Origin of the sequence: Streptomyces violascens (assembly GCF_014649955.1) — a bacterium.
Classification (GTDB): domain Bacteria; phylum Actinomycetota; class Actinomycetes; order Streptomycetales; family Streptomycetaceae; genus Streptomyces; species Streptomyces violascens.
This window is the reverse complement of record NZ_BMUA01000029.1, coordinates 42,295-61,099: the sequence shown is the minus strand read 5'-3', so window position 1 is coordinate 61,099 and position 18,805 is coordinate 42,295. Positions and strand designations below refer to the sequence as shown.

Sequence of the window (18,805 nt, the reverse complement as noted above, 5' to 3'; positions counted from 1 at the left end):
CGAGGCAGTTCGATCGCCCTACGGTGTGGCCGGGGAAGCGGTGGACCCACCTGGGCGAAGGAGCCAGGTCACCGCCAGGTCAGCAGCCGTGCACGCCTCGCACGGAACCTGGCCCTTGCTGACGTGCCACTGGAACCCGCTGCGAGTTCCGCACTCGGGCGGATCGCCCGCCGGGGAACCCAGAGCGTTCGGCCCGACGGTCGAGGCCGGTTTCCTGCACTGTGCCGAGCGGCCACGACCGGTGCTCGCTGTCGCGCACATTGCGGTGGGGCGAGGGTTCGGCCTCTTTCCGGTCTCCGCTGCCGTGCAGGCGAAGCACCGGCACCCCTTCCGGTACGTACGGCGGACACCGTGCTCCTGCCCGTCATCGGGGATCGGCTGAGGGCGCTTCGGCAATCGGCGACCGCGGGCGAGCGCGTAGCGCTCGTGGCCGTCGAGGCCGCCGCGGATCCCCGACCGCTCCGAAGCAGCGAGCCCGCGTTCGGCCACCTGAGCGGCATCAAGGCACTGCCCTCGTACCGGGCAGGGAGCGCAGACTGAACGAGCTTCGTCGGCCTGCTGGATGAGCGCGTTGCTGAGCGGGCCCTCCGGATAGAACAGTTCCGGGTCCGTTCCGCGACAGGAGGCCTTCTGCTCCCAGTAGGGGAGCGGGCGACATCGCCCTTCTGCCGTGGATCCGGGATGGGGCAAGTCGATCAACTCCTGGTACTACTGGCGAAGTTCAGGGGGAAGGGGAGGCGGCCACGTGCAGGCGGTAGCGCCTCGCTCTGGGGGTGGCGGAGCCGGAGCCCGGCCACGAACACCCCTGCGGGTGCATCCCATGGTACACGAATGACCCTTTAAAGTTGACACAAACGCCCTGGTTGAGTAAATTAAAGAGTGAGACCCGGGCATCGCCCCGAGTGCGCTTCGATCCTGGAGAGCCCTTGCCCAACCCCCTCCTGCTCCTCGACATCGACGGAGTCCTCAACCCCTTCCAGGCTGCGCCTCCCGGCCCGGCCGGCTACCACCTCCACCTCATGCGCCCCCAGAGCTGGATCGCTCAGCATCCCCACCTCCTATCGGAGGATGTCCCCGACTTGCAGGTGCGACTCCACCCCGAGCACGGCGCGGAACTCCTCGACCTGCCCTTCGACCTCGCCTGGGCCAGCACCTGGGAAGACGACGCGAACCGGCACATCAGCCCGGCCATCGGACTGCCCGCGTTGCCCGTCATCAACTGGACCAACCCCGATCACTTCCCGGCGGACGGCACCTATTTCAAGACGGCCGACGTCGTGAGCTACGCCGCCGGTCGCCCGTTCGCGTGGGTCGATGACCAGATACATCAGGCGGACCGCGACTACGTGAGCCGCAACCACCCCGGTCCCGCGCTGCTCTACGACGTCGACCCCGAAGTCGGCCTCACCCTCGACGACTTCGAGGCGCTCGCGCACTGGGCCGGAGAACTCACCCTGCCCCGCTCCGCGTAGACCGCTCGCCGCCCGTTCCACCCGACGACGGGCGGCGAGGCCCTGAGGCCGCTCACCCGCGGTTGTTCACAAAGGGCACCAGCCCAGCAGCGGTGAACCCCAGCCCCCGGCCTCGACGGAACTCCTCCAGCCGCTCCTGGTCCGTGTACCGGTCGGCCGGCATCCCCGGCGGCGTACGCACCCCGAGTTGGATCCCGTACAGGCACAGCACGAACCCGGTGGACACGGCGGCGGAGATCCATGCCGGATTGAGCGGGACCGCGATCCGCGAGAACACCTCCCCGTTGGGACTGCGAAGCTCCAGCCGCTCGTCGGCGAGCCGGTGCAAAGACCAGCCAGGCGCGGAGCACAGTGCGGAGAGCCCCCGCCCGAACCGTCCCAGGCCCAACTTGATCGCGACCTCTACCTGTTGCTCCTGCGGGGGCTGGCCCGGCAGGCGCATCATCAGCGCCCGCTCCGGCTCAAACAGGGCCGCCGGCAGCTGCTCGGTTCCGCCAGGCTCGACCGTCACCGTCCCGGACGCGAGGTCGAAGCCACGTGCGACCTGGCCGAGTTGAAGCGCGGGGTCATCCCAGAACGTCACCCGCCCGTGGTCGTCGACAGATTCCGCCACCGCCGAAATGTGAGAAATCAAGTCGGACCGGCCCACCGGGTGCCCGTCGACCTGGAACCGGCTGCGCCGCTGCTTCTTCTGCTTGAACCTGCCCACGAGAGCCTCCTGCTCGACTCGGGGCGCCCCGCTCACCGCCAGGCGGCGCGGAGCGCATCACAACGCGGCTCCTCATCGCCGCGAATCGATGCTCGAACGAGGCCCCTGTGGACAGATTCCAGGCCCCGCGCCCTCGCTGCAGCGCCGGCCGACTCAGACGCTCAGCACCAAACCGGCGAGGCGAGCCGTCACGGAGGACGGCCTGCGGACGTACACGTGACCGTGGCACCGCACCGGAGTAGAACAGAGCGGGAGAGGCAATGGAGTTGAGATGGACCTGGCACGCGAGGATGCCGAGAGCGACGGCGCGCTGAACGACGAGGAGCAAGAAGGCCTCGGTGGCATGCCGATCGACGATCCCGGCGACGGCGACGAGGAGTAGCGGCAGTGACTGCCGTTGCCTGGAAGGAGCTGGTCGGCGAGGTCGCGACGGCCACAGAGCTGCCGGGCCCCTGGCGCAGCGCGTTCGAGGACGTCCCGCGGGGCCACTACGTGCCCGACGAGGTCTTCGTGCCGGAGCCGGGTACCCCGCGCACCTACCGTACGGTGAACCGGAGCACCGAACCTGGGGCCTGGGAAGCCCTGGTCCACTCGAATGCCCAGGTCGTCACCCAACTTGCCCCGTCGCCGTTCGACGGAGGACCCTCACCGTCGTCGTCCTCCTCGGCCCCCGAAGCTGTCGCGCGCATGCTCGCCCTCCTCGACCCCGCCCCCGGCGCCCGCGTCCTGGACCTGGGCAGCGGCACTGGCTGGACAGCCGCCCTCCTGGCCCGCTTCGGGACCGTCGTGGTGACCATGGAATCCGACCCCGAACTGGCCGCGCAGGTCCGCGCACACCTGATCGGCTACGAGGCGACCGTCACCGCGCTGCACGGTAACGCGACGCTCGGATACCCGGATGCAGCACCGTATGACGCGGTGCACGTCGGCTTCTCCGTCCGGGACATCCCCGGCAACTGGATTGCGCAAGTACGACCCGGAGGCCGACTCGTGATGCCCTTCGGCACCCTGTTCGCCAACACCGGGCTCCTGCGCCTGACCGTCCGCGAAGACGGTCAGGCTGCCGACGGCCGGTTCCGCGGCGGCGTGAGATTCATGTGGGAGCGCGGGCAACGGCCGCACTGGGCCCAGGCGGCTGCCGGCGAACCCGAGCGCATGGCCTCCCCAGTCGACCCGCGCACCGTGCTCGCCACGGGCGCCTCTCGCTGGGCGGTCGGTCTGCAAGTCCCCGCCGTCACCTGGGATCCCGTGCCAGCCGACGGGGACCGACTGTTGCGCCTGTGGTGCACCGACGGCTCATGGGCCACCGTGGCCGTGGACGCATGGAACAAGCCGGATGGCGTTACGCAGTGCGGACCACGGAACCTGTGGGACGAGGTATGCGCGGCGTGGTCCTGGTGGGACGGGCAGGGACGACCCGGCAGGAACCGCTTCGGCGTAACCGCCGGCCGCAGCGGCTCCTGCCGGGCCTGGCTCGACAGCCCGCAGTCCCCACTGCCCGGGGCTCTCGACCCCGCTACGCGCACTCACCCAGCGGCGCCGCTGCTCTCCGACCGGCCCAACTCGACCACCAGACAACGGTGATCCGACAGATCGCACATCAGTAACTCGGGCTGACGCCGACAACGAGCGGTCTTCACACGGGGACGCACAGGACTGCCGCCCCCAGAATGATGTCGCCTTGAAGCCGCCCGCCTGCGCCAGATCGAGGGGCTCAGGCCGCAACGTCTGCTCCACCGTCTCCGACCAATCCTGGAATACCCGCTCCAGCACGTCCTGCCCGCGGCGCAGCCCCCGATGCTCGGCTCGACATCCAGCAGGGTCTCCACATGGCGCAGCGGCATCTCCGCGCCACGCAGCAGGACCGCCCCCGATAGCGACAGATGTCGAGGACATGCCGGGCCGTACCGTTGCCGGGTCGGCCGAGACCATGATCGATCGAAACGAGGGGGATTTCGTGCACATCGGTCCCAACGTGGAGTTGGCCCGCGACATCGTCGAGCTACTGCAGGCACTCAAACCCGATGACGCCAAGGGATTCCAGAACATCGCCGACCAGCTCCGACTCTGGCAGGTCGACCTTCACCTGCTCCCGGGCGGATACCCCGCCGGTGATCCGCCACGCGTACGGATCGAGTACGGCCTTGCCCAGACCCTTCAGACCATGGAGAACGGGCCCCAGGGAGCCTGGTACGACCGGCAGAACATCACCTTCCACATCAACGTCCTGACTGCAGAAGCAGGCCCGCGCCCGAGCCACCCGGAGGCGGAGAAGAAGCCGGACCTCCCAGCCATGCGACCCTATTCATACCCCTGGCAAAGGGAGCCCGGGATGATGCCCGCCATCACCGGGGCCGACATCGCAGGACGCCTCTCGATGGACTCCGCCTGGATGGTGACGAGTTGGGATGCGTATCAGCCCAACTCCGACCACGCCACGAGCTGTTCGGTGGCGCAGCGCTGTTCGTGGACGGCTTCGACGGTACGTCCGATGCTCACGGAGCGGAGCAAGTGAGCGACACCGTTGGTGAGGCGGAGCTCGGCGAGGAGACCGAGCCGTCATACGTGGTGCGCCGGTCGCGCTGGCTGCTGGCAGGCTATTTCGCGGCCCAGGGCGAGATCACGGCGACCTGGGCTTCTCGCCTGCCCGCTGTGAAGGAGACGGTGGGGATCAGCCCTGGCAGGCTGTCCATCGCCCTCCTCGCGGCATCACTCGGGCTGATCGTGATGCTGAGTGTCAGTGGTCGGATAGCCGAGCGCCCCCGCGGCACGCCTCGTCTGCTGGTGGCCGCCATACTCACCATCGGTGCCGCGCTGGTGCTGCTGGGCCAGGTCCGCTCCTTCGGCACTCTCGTCGCTGTCGCGGTGATCTTCGGCTGCGGCCAGGGGTTGCTGTTGGTGCCGCTGAACGCGGCCGGTGTCGAGTGCCAACGACGGCTCGGAAAGCCGGTCATGGGGGGCTTCCACGCGGCCTACTCGATAGGCGCGGTCGCCGCATCCGGGGTCGCAGCCGCCACCGCCGGGTTCTCCCACACGATCGTGTTCACTGTGGTCGGTGGCACCGTCATCATCGCGGCGCTCGTCACCATCCCCGCCACCTTGTCCCTCGCCGAAGTGGACGCACCGACCTCGGGCCCGGACCCGACAACCCGGCGCCCGGGCAGGGTGTTGCTGCTGGGAGCAATGGTCGCTGCAGGGCTCATCGCTGAGGGCACGGCGCTGGACTGGTCTGCGGTCCATGTCCGAGGTCTCGGCGTCTCCGCCACGACGGCGGCCGCCGCCTACTTCGCCTACGGCTCTGGCATGGCCGCGGGCAGGCTGATGGCCGACGCCTTCACGCAGTGCCTCGGCCCACGGAGGTTGCTTCGCACGGGCGCCACGGTGGCTGCGGTCGGCCTCGGTGCGGGACTTGCCACCACCAATACGCCCGTCGCAGCGTCTGCCGCACTGATCGGCTGGGGCGTCCTGGGCGTCGGGCTCTCCCCGATCGTGCCACTGCTCTACAACGCCGCCGCTTCGTCCGGCCCCCGCGCCGTTGCAACGGTGAGCACGATCGGCAACGTCGGCCTACTGGCCGGCCCGGCTGCGGTGGGCGGCATCGCCACCGCCACCAGCTTGCCCCTGGCTCTCACGGTGCCGGTCGTACTGACCGTTGCACTTGTCCTCGTCTCCCAAGCCGTTTGAGCTCACCACGGCCGGTTCGCCAACGGAACGCCCTGACCAACTGGCAGTCATCCGGAACCGGCACTGACACCTATGCGACAGCGTCAACCTGGCCAGCATCAAAACGGACACTCAACCACTCGGAAAATCACTGAGGCCCTTGCAAGATCCGTGCTGGTGTATGCCTCCCACGTTGGTGGCGTACCCGAAGCCGTGGGCTCAGCACAAGGCGAGAGGCCCGGCGCCTTCTTCCCCGGGGCGGCGACGAGGCGTGGGACACCGGCGCTGCCGAAATGGCTCGCCGACGCGGACATCCGAGTTCGCCTGAAAGCGGTCGGCCGAGCGGTGGCTGCGCGGCGCGCCGAACAGTTCCGGATCCGACACGGGAAGCCGCAAGATGGCCGATCTCACGCGGTCAACGAATGCCGCGGATTATGGTATGCGCATGTCACGCACAGGTACCGCAGCACTCGTCGCCCTCCTGGGCATCGCCGCTCTCACCTCCTGCTCGTCGGACAACTCGGACAGTTCCGCACAGGAGTCGGACAAGCCCATCACCAAGCAGCTCGCCCAGGGCGAGATATCGCAGGCCCTTCCGGGCACCGGAGAGGTCATTTCGGGATGGGAGGCCTACGAGGGCAAGAGGGTGACATCGGAGGGCACGTCCTGCACAGCATCGGGCGCCACCGCCGCTGCCAAGGGGTGGGTCCGCGGCGGCTCCGCATGGTTCACCTACAACGGCTCCACGGCCAACATGATGGATGTCGCCGTCTGCCTGTACGACTCGGCGGAGAACTCCAAGGACGCGTACGGGGCGTGGAGGGGCAAGGAGTCGAGCAAGGAGCAGGACCTCAAGAAGAAAGTGGGGGAGGAGTCCGTACTCGTCGCCAACCCCGGCCTGAGCAAAGACACCGTCTACGCGTTCAGCCGCTCGGGCAACGTCAACATCAGAGTGAAGGTCGAAGGCACAGGCGGCGACCGCACCGGCGCCCAGGATGTTCTTGCCGCCACGCTCAAGCGGCTGCAGCAGGTGCAGGATGGCGAGCGCCCCACAGCCACCGCCGCAGAGCAGGCCAAGAAGTAGCACCAGCATCACCGGCGGCCAAGCACCGGTGCGGCGGGCCGGCGGCCGCCTGCTGTCACGGGACTACAGACCCGGCAGCGGGTCCTGGCCGCGGCGTTCCACGGAGGAACCGGACGGCGGCTGGGCGGCCTGGGGAGGCGCCTCGACCGCCGAGGGAGCATCTGCGGCGGGATCGGTGCCCTCCTTTGCGCAGGGGCACCGGCACCACCACACACATGGTTCACCGCCCGGACGCAGGATTAAGGTGGCCACCATCTGTCCGCGGAGGCTGTGTACCGGCTCGACGTTGTCGCAGGCGTCGGGCCTGCCCTTTTGCCGGTGCATGCACCAATCGCACCGGCCGTACAGGCAGTTCCAGCAGGTGCCCCGCTCGCACATGGCCCAGCGCCAGAACCCGAACGCGTACCCGTCGTCGATGCGGTGAAGGTGCTTCGGCCATACGTGCTCGCGGACCCAGGCGCCCTCGTCCTCGCTCATCGGGGACGGGTTGGGCACTGGATCGACGAGCCCGAGGTGGAGCATGCGGTGGAAGTTGAGAAGCTGCACGCCGCGTATGACTTCGTACTCGGCCGCGGTGAGCTTGCGCTGCGGTCGCCGGATCACATTGCTCACTGCTCTGCCCGGGGCGGGCGGATGGTCTGACGAGTCACGAGCGGGCCTCCGAGATGGCCAGGCGGGCGGTACGCCCTGCCGATAGCGTCCGAGCAGGACATCCAGCACTGGGGCGGGCAAAGTGCGTGAGAAATTGGTGACACGCGATGCGGCATGGGCGGCTCCGGGAGCACCGAATTCGCTTCTAATGTACTTTATTGGGGGGTGTGAGTCAATTCAAAAGGGCCATTTTGGGAGGTGGGCCGTTCTGTGGAGGACTCGCCGTCACGTCGCTGCCGGCTCGGGAGCTCGGCATCGGACTGCAGGCCCTGCTCCGGGGAGCTCCGCGAGCGCCACGGCCCCGGAGGGCCATCGCATACCCAGGACTACGCCGCAAAGCTGCGGCGCCTGATCATGGGCTTGCGGAAGTGGACACCAGCTCCGTAGAAGACGGCAATGCCTCCACTGGTGCCTCCACAGATGGAGGCATCGGGCGGTACGGTAGAGACATGCCGAAAATCTCCGTAGACCTCACACAGGAAGAACTGGACCGGGTGAACGAGCACGCCGCGAGACTTGGCCAGTCCACCCGGTCCTGGGCCAAGCAGCTGCTGATCAGCGACGCCGACAAGGCGCGCTTCCTCACTGCTGCCCGAACCGCTGTACCGGTCGCCCTGGAGGCCGTCAAGGACGCGCCCGAGGGCATGCGGTGAGCCCGATCGTCTACGTCGACCCTGGATGGCTCCTGGCCATCCAGGAGGAGGCCGCCCCCAGGAACATCGGGATCGCCGACTGGGGAGCCCTCCACTGGACCGGCACCGCGCACCGCTACGAACAAATCGCAGGCCAGCCCTATTACGAGGATGCCGTGTCGAGGGCGGCAACGTTCCTGCACCACGCCCTGGTCCTGAGGCCCTTCGAGGACTACAACCTCGTCGTCGGGTACGCGGCCGCTGATGCCTATCTCCAGATCTCCGGTCACGCCGTCGAGGCCAAGTCGGATGCCCTCTGGGCGCTCGCCGGAGCGGTCCGCGCCGGTGAAGAGGACCTTCGCGGGGTCGCGCGCTCACTCCGGTCCTGGACGACCTGACCTCGCGATTCGGCCGTCAGGCAGTGGCGACGGCGAGCCCGGCAAGGGGCGAGCGTTGCCCCTTCTGGAGAGTGCGGAGAGTGTCCCAACCGATCTCCGGGTGGGCGGCCGGCAGGCCGGCGTGCTCAGGTACGAGGCACGGCGCGCCCCATCTTCAACGGGTTGGGGCCGGGGCGCCCTTGGCGGCTAGAGCTTGTGCTGGAAGCGGTAGTTCGTGACGACCGCCAGGGCGGCGTCACGCTGCGCCTCGGGTCCGGTCTTGCCGTCCTTGATGGACGAGTTGTAGGTCTTCGCCGCGCGGGCAATCGCGCCAAGGTTGCCTTCGAGCCGGGTCCTGACGGCCTCAAGGCTGTGCCCGTTGATGTTCTGCTCGGCGATGTTGTGGATCGCCGCGACCAGGATCTCCGCGACGACCTGCGCGGGGGCGAGACTCTCTACGTTCGTGATCACTGTGGAGCCTTTCGTTTGGCGTGACTGGGAGTTGGCGGGCAGCGTGCGGTGCTCTGGCCTGGCCGGGTGCCCACCTTCCGGGCTACGCCGGATCTCCTGCGGTGAGGCTCCGAAGGACCGGCAGGAACCCTGACCGGTCGAAGTTCTCGGGCAGGACGGCCGTGCTCTGCCCCGCGCTGATCGCCTTCGAGACGATCTCCGACAGCAGGTCCGGCCCGATCGGGAAGGACACTTCGGCGACGACGCCGGAACCCTGATCCGGGACGATGACGACCCAGTGCCCCTTCGCGATCACCCGCTGGACGAAGTCGAGGGGGTGCCAGAGGTCAGAGCCCGGCGGGCAGGTCAGGTCTTCCACGACCCCGTCCTCGTAGACCCGGTGAACGGTGATCTCAACAGGCAGCTTCTCCATCACACACTCCTCAGACATCCGGATGCGAGGAACGCCCCGCACTCGCAAACTCAAATATACTCCGAATAGGTCCGTGAGTCAAACTTAAAGGGTCAATAGAGGATCTCGCCCTAATAGTTTTCTATATGGCTCCAGTCTGGGTACATTGAAGTTGCGGCCGAGCGCTCCATGCGTCGGCTCCCCCGTCCCCATCACGAAGGAGTCCTCCTGCTGTACGCGGACGAGAACAGCGCAGACGAGTTGGAAGCCGTGCTCACTCAGCGCCTGGATGTCGATCTGGAGATGGCGCAGATGCACGCCGAGGCTGATGTCTGGCACGCGGTACGTGACCGCGGGTTTTGTAACCACGGCTCCGCCGTCGGCTATCTCAACCCGCCGGTGCACGAGCTGCAGAAGCGCCTCAAGCTCGGAGAGCTGGCCTGCACCGCCGGATGCGAAACGATCTTTGCCAACGACGAGGACTGGTACGTCAACCTGGATGACCCGATGCTCAACCCGGTTCCGCTGCCGCGCCGTTCCGGTATCGGTGGCGGCCGTTCGGCCTCCCACCCCGGCGCCTGATCACGCCCCTCGTGCCGCCCGCTGACGGCAAGCTCTACCGCTTCCCTGATCCTGATTGGAGACCTTGTGCCCGTCTACCTGGATAACCCAAACGACTACGGGCCCCGCGGGCCGGACGGCTGTGGGTGGAACCGGCTTTCGCTGAACGCCCATTTCGACACGCCTGCCCATTGCGGGCTTCGGCCGATCAGGTTCGCGTCGCTCTTCGAGGCCCGTACCGGTCGGCAGCGCTGGGGCGGCTACGAGCGCTGCGTCGGCGGGAAGCTCCCGAGCCTGACCGCCGACGGCGGGTCGAGCGCGTCCCTGGTTCGGTGCGCGCACTGCCCGGTCTACCAGAACGCGCACGCGCATCGGCCGCTGCTCAACTGGCCCGGCACGGCGCCCCTGTTGCTCGGCCGGGTGCGGGACTGGCCGCGTACCCCCGGAATGTGGATCGCGGATCCGGCCGCCGGACGCAGCAGCGTCCACCTGCACACCTGGCAGGGAAAGGACACCGGCACCGCCGCCGACTGGCCGGACCTCGCCGTCGCCGCCGACATCTGCATGACCTGGCAGTTCCACGACCAGGACGGCGACGCCTTCTGGATCGTCCGGCTCAACTCCGGCGCCGAACAGGCCATCGTGCACACGAAGAAGTACCGGGACCACACCCGGCACGTGCTGTACGCGCCCGACGGCCGGCGTCTGGCGAGGATCCGGTGCCACGGTGCGTGCGCGCACGAGGACTGGCACCTGCGCCACCTCGCCGCCGACCTGGCCGACATCGACGGCGCACCGCCCGCCGACGAGCACTCTGCGGAGGCGGACCTGCCCGAGAACCTGCCCGGGGTGCGGTTCTTCTCGCTGTCTCCCGTCGGGGGCACCGCAACGATCACCCAAGCGGCCAGCCGCGCCTTCGGCGCCTCGACCATGACCGTCAATGCCGAGGTCCCGATCTCGCCAGGTGTTACCGGGGCGCTGCTCGCATACATCGCACGCGTCGCCACCTGGTAAGGGTCGGCGGCCGCGGGCCAGTAGGCGTCGAATCACCTGGCGAGCGCCAGCGAGGCCCGGCGGCCAGCCGCCGTGCCTCGCGCTACATCGGGCCCCGGCTCGCCGCGATGACGTTGACGTCGCGGACGGACCCAGTGCCGGGCAATGCGTTCGCTCCCGCGCCGTCCGTCAGGCCAAGTTCAGGCCGCGGTGGTCGTAGAAGCGGACGTGCACTTCACCGTCACCGTCCGTCCCGATCTGCTGCAGCTTCCCCAGCAATTCGGACTGCGTACGCTCGCTCAAGTCGACCTCGACCACGCTGCCGCCGCCGAAGTACTGGAAGAACCCGCGTACGTCCGGCTCCCCATCCCAAGGGCTGATGCGGAAACCTTGGAAGGCGTCGTCCTCATCGCCGGGGCTGCGGTAACTCTCCCGCTGGACCAGGGCCTCGCATATGGCGCGCACCTCACCGTGGGCGATGAACACCGAGGCACTCTTCACGCGGGACCGGCCCTCGCGCGGGTTGAACTGGGATTCCCGCCGGGTGGAGGCGAACGACACCACCGCCCCGCCCACGATCGGCTCGATGCCGATGCTGTCGATTTGCTCCTCGTACTTCGCCACGACCTCCCCTTTCGCTGCCTTCTGATCCGCCACTCCGCGAGCGGCCCGTCCATGCTGGCAGAGAGCGCTGACACCGGAGTTCGGCACGTGCCGGCTCTTCACCGCCTGTGACCGGGCGAGGCAGTTGTCACCTGGGCGCGCAGACTGTCACTGCTGTCACTGCACCCCGACCTGGCTACGCCTCCGCGCGAGCGCACCCGGTCTGAGCAGCCAGTTCGCCCCGGCGGCGGTGACAACAACCGGGACCAGGCGCAGCAGGTGACAACCATCTCGCCCATCTAGTGACGAGCAGCACGCTCAAGGCGAGTTGAACGCGCAGGTCGCGGGGCGCGCATGGTGACGACTGCCTTGCCCAGTCACACCGCCGAGGTCCTGCCCGATCCGTGCAGCGACCCTCACCGGGGTGGATCGCCTGAACACGACGCGTCGCCATGTGGCAGCGGGATATTGTGGTCGCAGTGCGTCCCAGGGGGCGCGCGCTCGCCGGCTCGACCCACCGTTGGCCGCTGAGTGAACCGAGCCCGTGCTCGGCCCCGGAGAGCAGATGCAGTTGTCGCGCCCGGCCTGTCGGTCCTGTTGGCGCATCGAGGTGGGCGATGCGATCTACGGGACCGTGTTCAGGAGAGCGCCATGTCAACAACACCTCGTACGTCCCCCACGCACTTCTCGCGGATCGCCCGCCGACTCAGCAACGAAACCGGCATGGGCTACCAGAAGGCCCTGGCCACCGTGCAGGAGAACGCCGACCAGATCATGCAACAGGGCCAGCGGCTTGACGGTGCTGGCTGCGACATGGCGCTGCGGTTCCTGCTCCAGCAGAGCCTCGAATTCTGGGGACCCGGGGTCGGCGCACACATGTGGCCGCAGCAGTACCACGCCGTCTCGATGGAACTGCTCCACTCCGGCCTGTGCACGGAAGCGATCCAGGCGACGGGCCACGCCCGCGACCAGGACCAGCCACAGCCGTGCGGCAGCACCTTCGACCCGTCCTACCTCGCCGCCGCCGGGGTGGAGCCCCTCGACTACGACGCCCCCGAAGAGGAGGAGGACTGGGACGAGGAACCCGAGGAGATCGACCCAGCGCTACTGGAACCGGTCGACGAGCCGGACCGGTGGCGGCGCCACGTCCTCACCCAGGGGCCTCGACCCGTCTACCGGCTGCCGGCCGTGCACAGCCTTCCGCCCAACGCCCACGAGGAGCTAATCCGTCTCTCCTCGCAGGAGGCAGCCGTCCGCTTGGAGCAACTGGTGGCCGAGCAGCCCGCGGCGGCGGAGGCCTACGTCATGCGGGCCGAGCTCCACCTGGCCGCCGCCCGCGACCGGGGCAAGGAGCACGATCGCGCCGTGCTGACCGAGGCCCGCCGGTGGTACGAATGCGCGGTCGCCGTCGCCGAGGTGCCGCTCGCCTTCCCGATGTACGACAGCGGGGTGCTCCCGTGGCAGGAGGAGTCCAACCGGCCGCTGCTGCGCGGGCTGCACGGGCTGGCTCTGGTCGCGCACCGGCAGAAGCGGTGGAACTGCGCGGAAATGATCCTGATGAGCCTGCTCTACCTCGACCCAGCCGACGAACAGCAGGCCGGCGCCCTGCTCCGGGAGGTCCGCGCCGCCGCGGGCATCGTGCAGCCCGACGAGACCAACGGGAGCGGACACGGCCAGGGCGAGGAGGCCGGCGCGTGACGTCGGAGTGGAACAAGCACGAACGGCTCGCCATGCTGCGCACCGCGGACACGGTGACCGCCCTGTTGTCCGTCCCGGCCGGACGCGGAGCGGCAGGCCGCCTCGTACTCGAACGACTACTGGCCGGCGCCTTCGAGATCCTGGTCGAGGGCGACCTGGAGGAGGAGGGCGAGTACGCCGAGGCTGCGGTGTGCACCCTGTCCGACGCCGACACGGCGAGCGAGGAAGCCGCCCGGGGCTGGCTCGAACGGGCCCTGCGTCGACGGGCTCGCGAGCACAACGAGGACCTCTTCGTCGGCGAGCGGGGATGGGTCGACCCGGTCGAGCACGACGTATGGGCGCTCCTCGCCCTCGGCCCGCTGGCACGCCGCATCCGCCTGTGGTCGACGACACTGCGCAAATCAGGCCCCGAGCTGGGGAGTTCGATCGGATGCCCGGCCCATCAGCTCAGGCACTGGGCGTCCGGGAACTCGCTGCCCACTGCGGAACACCGGATCGCGCTCGCGCACGCCCTCGGCGTCCACCCCGCATGGCTGCACGCCGAGCGCGACCACAGCGCCGATACGGACCTGTACCTCTACGACGGGCGCTGCCCGTGCGGGGCCACGGCGGGCTTCACCCAGGGGCCGGTCGACACGGGTGGCCTCCACGAGGACGAGGAAGCCGGACAGGCCGCGTGGTGCAACGCCTGCGGGCAACCCCTCCTGCAGGCAGACGGGAAGACGCTCCTCGCGCTGCCCTTGATGGGGACGGACAGCCCGCTGAATCACCAGCAGTCCAGCCTCCAGGACTTCTGGGCTGCGTACGTTCGCGACGGCCGGGACCTGTCCGAGCCGTGGCCGCACGGGCTGTGGTGCCCCGGTGACACGCCCCGCCAGCGCGGCCCCGTCCGCGTCCCCGGCCCGCTGACCGTGCCGCCGCGGACCCCGCCCCCGCAGCCCGCCGCGCCGACACCGGCGCGGGTGCCGGCGCCTCGGCGAAGGGCGGGGCGGCCGGGGGTGGTGCCGCAGAGCGGGGTGGAGCGGACCGGGGTCGAGAAGATCGAGGCGTTCGTGCGGTGGGTCGGCGGCGGCCGCAAGCTCACCGGCAAGGGGCACATCAAACTGGCCGACGCCCGCATGCTGACCGAGGCGCTGGACACCGGTGACGTCTGGGATCAGGTCGAACACGGCTTCCAGTACAAGACGCGCTCCAGCGCGGAGCTGTCCCACCTGACGCGGATCATCACCTGGACCACAGCCGCCGGGATCCTCCACGCCGACGGCGGCATGCTGCTCCCGGTGAGCGACAGCCTTCGCCTTGCCGACGACCCCGTGGCCTTGTGCAAGGCTCTGGCCGACGCCCTGGTCGACGTGGCCCTCACGGTGCTCTGGTGGCCCACCGTCTTGTCCCCGCTCAGTGAACGGCCCGAGCTGGAGCATGCTCTGGCCGTCATCCGGCAGCACCTGGCAGCCGCCGACGGGCCCGTCGCGGTGAGCACGGTGGGCGAGGCGGTGTGGAACGTGATCGGCAAGGACAAGTACGGCCAGGACGAGTTCGAGGACCCCGAGGGCGCGGAGCGGGCCGTGCTCCGCGACCTTCCCAGTGTGCTGCGCCTGTGTCAGGACGTCGGCCTTGTCCGCCTTCACGAGGGCGATCCGGTCCTCACCCAGTTCGGCCGCTCCTGGCGATGGGCGTACGCGTGACCCCCTGCACCGCACCTTCTGAAGGACCGGGAGGGGCCGCTATCGGGCGGCGGGAACGGCTTCTTTCCGGGGCATCTGGAGCGGACGCCGCCTGCGGCTCGGGGTGAACCACGGCTCGTAGACCGTCCGCTCGCCCGCGCTGTGGCCGCTGGCCAGCTGCGGCCGCACGCGCTGAGTCCGGGATCCGCGTACGACCTCGCCGACGAGGAGCTGAGGCGTGGTGATTGCCTCGGGAACGGCGTCCAGTGCCAGTGGACGGGGCATGATCCGGCCTTCCAGGGGCGGCGCGGGATTGAGGACCTGGAGGATCCGTACGGCGAGGTCCGCGGGCACCCAGTCCAGTTGCAGGTCTACCGTGGTTCCGGCGTGGCTCAGGCGCGCCTTCACACGACACGTGGTCCGCTCTCCCTCCACCTGGTGATTCACTGACGCGTACGACTGCAGCCGGTCCGGGCCGCCGCCGACAGCGCCGGCCCCGAGGGTGGGGAGCGCCCGCTCCATGCGCGCGTTCAGCCGGGTCCGTTCCGCCCGCTGCCGCTCCTCGAGACGCTTGTGCAACATCGCCGTGGGCCACACGTTCAGGTAGGCCGGCAGGAACTTGGTGACGATCCTGCGGGCAAGCCGCGCGGCCGGCTGGTCGAGGCCGACGCCGATCGTCGGAGCACGGTCGCCGTAGTACTCCCGCGGGTAGTGGCCGTCGACCGTGAGCCGCCGCCCGGCGGCGCCGGAGAGGTTGGGGGTGAGGCGGGCGACGTGGACGGCGAAGCCGGCGGGGTGGCGCAGGGTGAACGACCCGTACAGGTTGACCCCGGCCGTGGCCGTCCACCCTGCGCCCTGGATGTCCTGGGCGTTGAGGATGTCGGCCACGGCCTGGCCGCGTACGGCGAAGTCGTCGTGAGCCTCCTGCTTGCGCTGCTCGATGACGTTGCTGTGCATTGATCTCCATTCCGTGCGCGGGGTAGGGCGGTGAACTCGGGGCGGTGTTCAGGCGGCCGCGGCGGGCCGGTCTTCTCGTTCTCGGGGGTCGCTGGGGATCAGGGCGCGCAGTTCGCGCTCGCGGGCCCGGTGGCGGTGCGCGTTGTGCTGCTCGATGGCCAGCTGCTGCTTCACCTCGCGCAGGCGACGCCGGGCCTCGCCGCGCAGGTACGGGACGTTGGCCTGTGCGGCTGCCAGGCGCAGCGCCGCCAGGTCCGGCCGGCGCAGGAAGTGCAGGGCCAGTGCTCGGACGACGGCTGCGGTGCGCAGCTCGGTGGCGTGCGGCGCCGAGCCCCGGGACGGCACCCGGGCGCCGATGGTGTCCGGCGCGGTGAGCGTGATGTCCTCGCTCGTGTCGCGGTCCCACTGGCCGCACAGGCGCACGCCGTTGACCACGGGCGCGTGCTCCCGCTCGTCCTCGAAGTACGCGCCGCTGGCGTGGCCGTAAGCGACCCAGATGCCCTGCGGGATCGGCTCCGGCCGGAGCCTGTTCGACCCGACGGTGAACCGCCCGGAAACCCGAGCCCCCTTTACCTCGTAGACAACGCTGCCCGCGACCTCGGCGTTCACCGCGACCTCGCGCACCGTGATCTGCCCGAGCGGGCCCCGGCGGGGATCTTCGATCTGCAGCTGCACCGGCTCGGGATCCGGCGCCTGCACTGGACGCGGGCGGCGGCGCAGAATGCCGGCCAGCGCACAGAGCCGCTGACGTACGGCCCGGCGCTCCTGCTCAAGCTCGACAGCCTGGGCCTCCGCCGCAGTCGCACGGTTGCCCTCGTGCTCGGCGTACTCCGCCGCCTTCTCGCCGGCCGCCGTCCTCATGAGAGCGCGCCGATCGGGCAGGCTGCGCCAGTGCGTGACGATGGCAAGGATCACGGCCTCGGTGCGGCGCTCAGTGCCGCGCGAGAGCTCCCGGTGGATGCCGTTGCGCAGGCCGGCGGTGTAGCGGCCCAGGAACCACCCCTTCGGCAGGTCATCCGGGTGCAGACGCTCGGTCCAGCCATGGACCCGGACGCCGTGGACCACCGGCTCGTCGGGCCGGTGCTCGCGGTAGAAACTGCCGAGCGGCTCAAGGCCGTCACCGAACTGCACCGCCACGCTGGACGGCAGAATCGGGCCGTTCGCGATGTGCTCCGGCACGACCACGAAGGTCCCGTGCACGTGCGGAGCACGCACGACGTAGCGGACGCGGCCGCGCTCCAGGACGGTGACGCGCGCTGAGGCGGAGCCGATGCCGGGCAGCGGCAGCTCCACGCGCTTGGTCAGATGTCGGGCGGTCAAGGAACTCCTCTGCTGTACGGACGACTTCTGTTCGCCAGATCACTGCGGGTGCTCGCCCCGTCTCAGAGGTGAGCGACCCCGGCCGGAGACGGCAGGGTGACGGGGGACGGTGTTCAGGGCGTCTGCGGGGACTTGCGCGTCCGCCAGACGTCGAGTGCGGCCCATGGCCGCGTGACTGCCAGGGCTGCGAAGAGGGCCCACTCACGCCTGCGGTCGCCGATCCAGCGTTTGTGGTTGTGCGGCAGGAGCAGGTCCTCCACCCACATCCCGAAGCGCTCCCAGAGCCGGAGCCGGCCCGCGGCGTAGCCGAGAGCGAGGGCGCCGATGACGGCGAAGGCGATCACGCTGCGCCCTTCGCGTACGGGTGCTCACTGATCAGTTCGCGGATCTTGCGCACCGACGGAGCGTCATGCCACTGCGGGCGGTCAGGCGTGCGAGCAAGGCCGGCACGGGCCCGGCGGGCCGAGCCAGGTATACAGCTCCAGGTCACTTCGAAGCGCCACTGGGTTCCGCGCGGGGGGGCGTCGGAGGGGAGGGTGTCCCGCCCGATGACGATCTTCAGGAGCATCTCGTCCGTTCCCCGCGGCGTCCAGGTCCGCGTAGAGCGCCAGCCGTGGGCTTCGGCGTGCGCGAGCAGCTCCCGGACGGTCTTGGGCAGTTTCCACCCGTCCGGCGTGATCGCGGCCAGCTTCCGCTCCGCCTGGGCCAGTTCCATCTGAAGCCTCTGCACGCTCGCCTTCCACTGATCGCGTTCGGACTGGGCGACGTCCGCGTTCCACTCGGCGGTGCGCAGCCGTCGCATCAGCTCAAGCGGCGACAAGTCGCGGTACTTGGCGAACACTCGCGTCTCGTCCGCGGTCTGCGGTCGGTCGTGGAACTCCACGCGATCGACGGTGCCGTCGGGGTGTATGACCCTCGACACTCCGGAGAGCGGGTACTGCGTGGCCACGGGCGGGCCTCCCTTACAGAGCAGCAGGAACAGCCGGGCAAACCCGTCGAGTGAGACGGTCGGCGATCTCCCTCGACCGGGACGGCCGAGGAAGACGTCCAGCGGCGCGACGGATCGCAAGGAGGGGACACGGCGGGGGTGGCAGGAATCGAACCTGCGCTGCCGGTTTTGGAGACCGTCGCTCTGCCTCTGAGCTACACCCCCTGGGATTGGCGATCGCGCCCCGGAGGCCGGGGCCATCGCCTCTGCGCACCGGTGGACGGCGCGGCAGCGGAAAAATGGGATGCTCCTGCAAGGACTCGAACCTTGATCTCCGGCTTCGTAGGCCGACGTCCTCTCCGTTGAACGACAGGAGCGGCGCGCACAATGCGCAACTTGCGTACCCTCGGTGGGATTTGAACCCACGACCTCCCGGTTTAGAGCCGGGCGAGATATCCACTACTCCACGAGGGCATGTCCGGCATCGGCCGGGGACCAGATCAGGTTGCGTCCGCGAGGACACGTCCATCGCCTTCCCCAGCCGACGGCCGGTCCGTTTGCGGGACCTCCCCAGGTGCTGCAAACGGATGCGTGTCAGCTAGGCCGGATCCGCGGGGAACTTCACCTCCCT

21 protein-coding genes and 2 tRNA genes are annotated in these 18,805 nt (G+C 69.3%); 11 read left to right on the top strand and 12 right to left on the bottom strand.

What is annotated here, in order from left to right; genetic code table 11:
• Positions 1–18: 18 nt before the first annotated feature.
• Positions 19–690: a WhiB family transcriptional regulator gene (locus IE206_RS43480; RefSeq protein WP_189969572.1), complete on the bottom strand. Its 672-nt coding sequence runs from the start codon at positions 688–690 to the stop codon at positions 19–21.
• Between the two features lie 236 nt (positions 691–926).
• On the opposite strand from IE206_RS43480, the gene IE206_RS35295 reads away from it, so the two are divergent.
• Positions 927–1,472, top strand: a complete 546-nt coding sequence (locus IE206_RS35295; protein ID WP_189969570.1) for an HAD domain-containing protein — start codon at positions 927–929, stop codon at positions 1,470–1,472.
• Between the two features lie 52 nt (positions 1,473–1,524).
• Here the strand turns inward: IE206_RS35295 and IE206_RS35290 are convergent, their stop codons facing one another.
• Positions 1,525–2,181 (bottom strand): hypothetical protein, encoded by a 657-nt coding sequence (locus IE206_RS35290; protein ID WP_189969568.1) that lies wholly within the window; start codon positions 2,179–2,181, stop codon positions 1,525–1,527.
• 387 nt (positions 2,182–2,568) lie between these two features.
• On the opposite strand from IE206_RS35290, the gene IE206_RS35285 reads away from it, so the two are divergent.
• The 4 genes from IE206_RS35285 to IE206_RS35270 all read left to right on the top strand — a co-directional run bounded on the left by IE206_RS35285 (position 2,569) and on the right by IE206_RS35270 (position 6,928).
• The gene (locus IE206_RS35285; RefSeq protein WP_189969566.1) at positions 2,569–3,765 is read left to right on the top strand and encodes a methyltransferase domain-containing protein; all 1,197 of its coding nucleotides are present in this window, start codon (positions 2,569–2,571) and stop codon (positions 3,763–3,765) included.
• Between the two features lie 373 nt (positions 3,766–4,138).
• Complete coding sequence (locus IE206_RS35280; protein ID WP_189969564.1) at positions 4,139–4,696, top strand: hypothetical protein; 558 nt, start codon at positions 4,139–4,141, stop codon at positions 4,694–4,696.
• The gene (locus IE206_RS35275) at positions 4,693–5,865 is read left to right on the top strand and encodes an MFS transporter (protein WP_189969562.1); all 1,173 of its coding nucleotides are present in this window, start codon (positions 4,693–4,695) and stop codon (positions 5,863–5,865) included. Before IE206_RS35280 ends, IE206_RS35275 begins: the two co-directional genes overlap by 4 nt.
• 424 nt (positions 5,866–6,289) lie before the next feature.
• Positions 6,290–6,928: a hypothetical protein gene (locus IE206_RS35270; RefSeq protein ID WP_189969560.1), complete on the top strand. Its 639-nt coding sequence runs from the start codon at positions 6,290–6,292 to the stop codon at positions 6,926–6,928.
• 63 nt (positions 6,929–6,991) lie between these two features.
• On the opposite strand, the gene IE206_RS35265 is transcribed toward IE206_RS35270, so the two are convergent.
• Positions 6,992–7,540 carry a DUF6248 family natural product biosynthesis protein gene (locus tag IE206_RS35265; RefSeq protein ID WP_189969558.1) on the bottom strand — a complete coding sequence of 183 codons (549 nt, stop codon included), beginning with the start codon at positions 7,538–7,540 and terminating at the stop codon, positions 6,992–6,994.
• Positions 7,541–8,028: 488 nt separating this feature from the next.
• On the opposite strand from IE206_RS35265, the gene IE206_RS35260 reads away from it, so the two are divergent.
• Together IE206_RS35260 and IE206_RS35255 are read left to right on the top strand one after the other, a co-directional pair.
• Positions 8,029–8,232, top strand: a complete 204-nt coding sequence (locus IE206_RS35260) for a ribbon-helix-helix protein, CopG family (protein WP_053726662.1) — start codon at positions 8,029–8,031, stop codon at positions 8,230–8,232.
• Positions 8,229–8,609: a hypothetical protein gene (locus tag IE206_RS35255; protein ID WP_189969557.1), complete on the top strand. Its 381-nt coding sequence runs from the start codon at positions 8,229–8,231 to the stop codon at positions 8,607–8,609. Before IE206_RS35260 ends, IE206_RS35255 begins: the two co-directional genes overlap by 4 nt.
• Before the next feature lie 186 nt (positions 8,610–8,795).
• Here the strand turns inward: IE206_RS35255 and IE206_RS35250 are convergent, their stop codons facing one another.
• On the bottom strand, positions 8,796–9,059 hold the full coding sequence (locus IE206_RS35250; RefSeq protein WP_053726660.1) for a hypothetical protein: 264 nt from the start codon (positions 9,057–9,059) through the stop codon (positions 8,796–8,798).
• An 82-nt stretch (positions 9,060–9,141) separates the two neighbouring features.
• Positions 9,142–9,471 (bottom strand): hypothetical protein, encoded by a 330-nt coding sequence (locus IE206_RS35245; protein WP_189969555.1) that lies wholly within the window; start codon positions 9,469–9,471, stop codon positions 9,142–9,144.
• A 168-nt stretch (positions 9,472–9,639) separates the two neighbouring features.
• Here IE206_RS35245 and IE206_RS35240 point away from each other — a divergent pair, with 168 nt between their 5' ends.
• Positions 9,640–10,032 carry a hypothetical protein gene (locus IE206_RS35240; protein WP_229853297.1) on the top strand — a complete coding sequence of 131 codons (393 nt, stop codon included), beginning with the start codon at positions 9,640–9,642 and terminating at the stop codon, positions 10,030–10,032.
• Between the two features lie 66 nt (positions 10,033–10,098).
• Complete coding sequence (locus IE206_RS35235; protein ID WP_189969553.1) at positions 10,099–11,025, top strand: hypothetical protein; 927 nt, start codon at positions 10,099–10,101, stop codon at positions 11,023–11,025.
• Between the two features lie 168 nt (positions 11,026–11,193).
• Here IE206_RS35235 and IE206_RS35230 read toward each other — a convergent pair whose 3' ends face one another.
• Positions 11,194–11,628, bottom strand: coding sequence for a hypothetical protein (locus tag IE206_RS35230; protein WP_189969551.1), 435 nt, complete (start codon positions 11,626–11,628; stop codon positions 11,194–11,196).
• Between the two features lie 630 nt (positions 11,629–12,258).
• On the opposite strand from IE206_RS35230, the gene IE206_RS35225 reads away from it, so the two are divergent.
• Positions 12,259–13,305, top strand: a complete 1,047-nt coding sequence (locus tag IE206_RS35225; RefSeq protein WP_189969549.1) for a hypothetical protein — start codon at positions 12,259–12,261, stop codon at positions 13,303–13,305.
• Entirely contained in the window at positions 13,302–14,990 is a 1,689-nt protein-coding gene (locus IE206_RS35220; protein ID WP_189969547.1) for a helix-turn-helix domain-containing protein, read from the top strand. Before IE206_RS35225 ends, IE206_RS35220 begins: the two co-directional genes overlap by 4 nt.
• Before the next feature lie 39 nt (positions 14,991–15,029).
• Here the strand turns inward: IE206_RS35220 and IE206_RS35215 are convergent, their stop codons facing one another.
• The 6 genes from IE206_RS35215 to IE206_RS35190 all read right to left on the bottom strand — a co-directional run bounded on the left by IE206_RS35215 (position 15,030) and on the right by IE206_RS35190 (position 18,551).
• Positions 15,030–15,926 carry a hypothetical protein gene (locus IE206_RS35215; protein ID WP_189969545.1) on the bottom strand — a complete coding sequence of 299 codons (897 nt, stop codon included), beginning with the start codon at positions 15,924–15,926 and terminating at the stop codon, positions 15,030–15,032.
• 48 nt (positions 15,927–15,974) lie between these two features.
• Entirely contained in the window at positions 15,975–17,246 is a 1,272-nt protein-coding gene (locus tag IE206_RS35210) for a hypothetical protein (RefSeq protein ID WP_229853296.1), read from the bottom strand.
• Between the two features lie 113 nt (positions 17,247–17,359).
• Positions 17,360–17,590: a hypothetical protein gene (locus tag IE206_RS35205; protein ID WP_189969543.1), complete on the bottom strand. Its 231-nt coding sequence runs from the start codon at positions 17,588–17,590 to the stop codon at positions 17,360–17,362.
• Positions 17,587–18,195, bottom strand: coding sequence for a hypothetical protein (locus IE206_RS35200; protein ID WP_189969541.1), 609 nt, complete (start codon positions 18,193–18,195; stop codon positions 17,587–17,589). Before IE206_RS35200 ends, IE206_RS35205 begins: the two co-directional genes overlap by 4 nt.
• A gap of 133 nt (positions 18,196–18,328) precedes the next feature.
• A tRNA-Trp gene (locus tag IE206_RS35195) sits at positions 18,329–18,399 on the bottom strand.
• 80 nt (positions 18,400–18,479) lie between these two features.
• A tRNA-Arg gene (locus tag IE206_RS35190) sits at positions 18,480–18,551 on the bottom strand.
• Between the last annotated feature and the right edge of the window lie 254 nt (positions 18,552–18,805).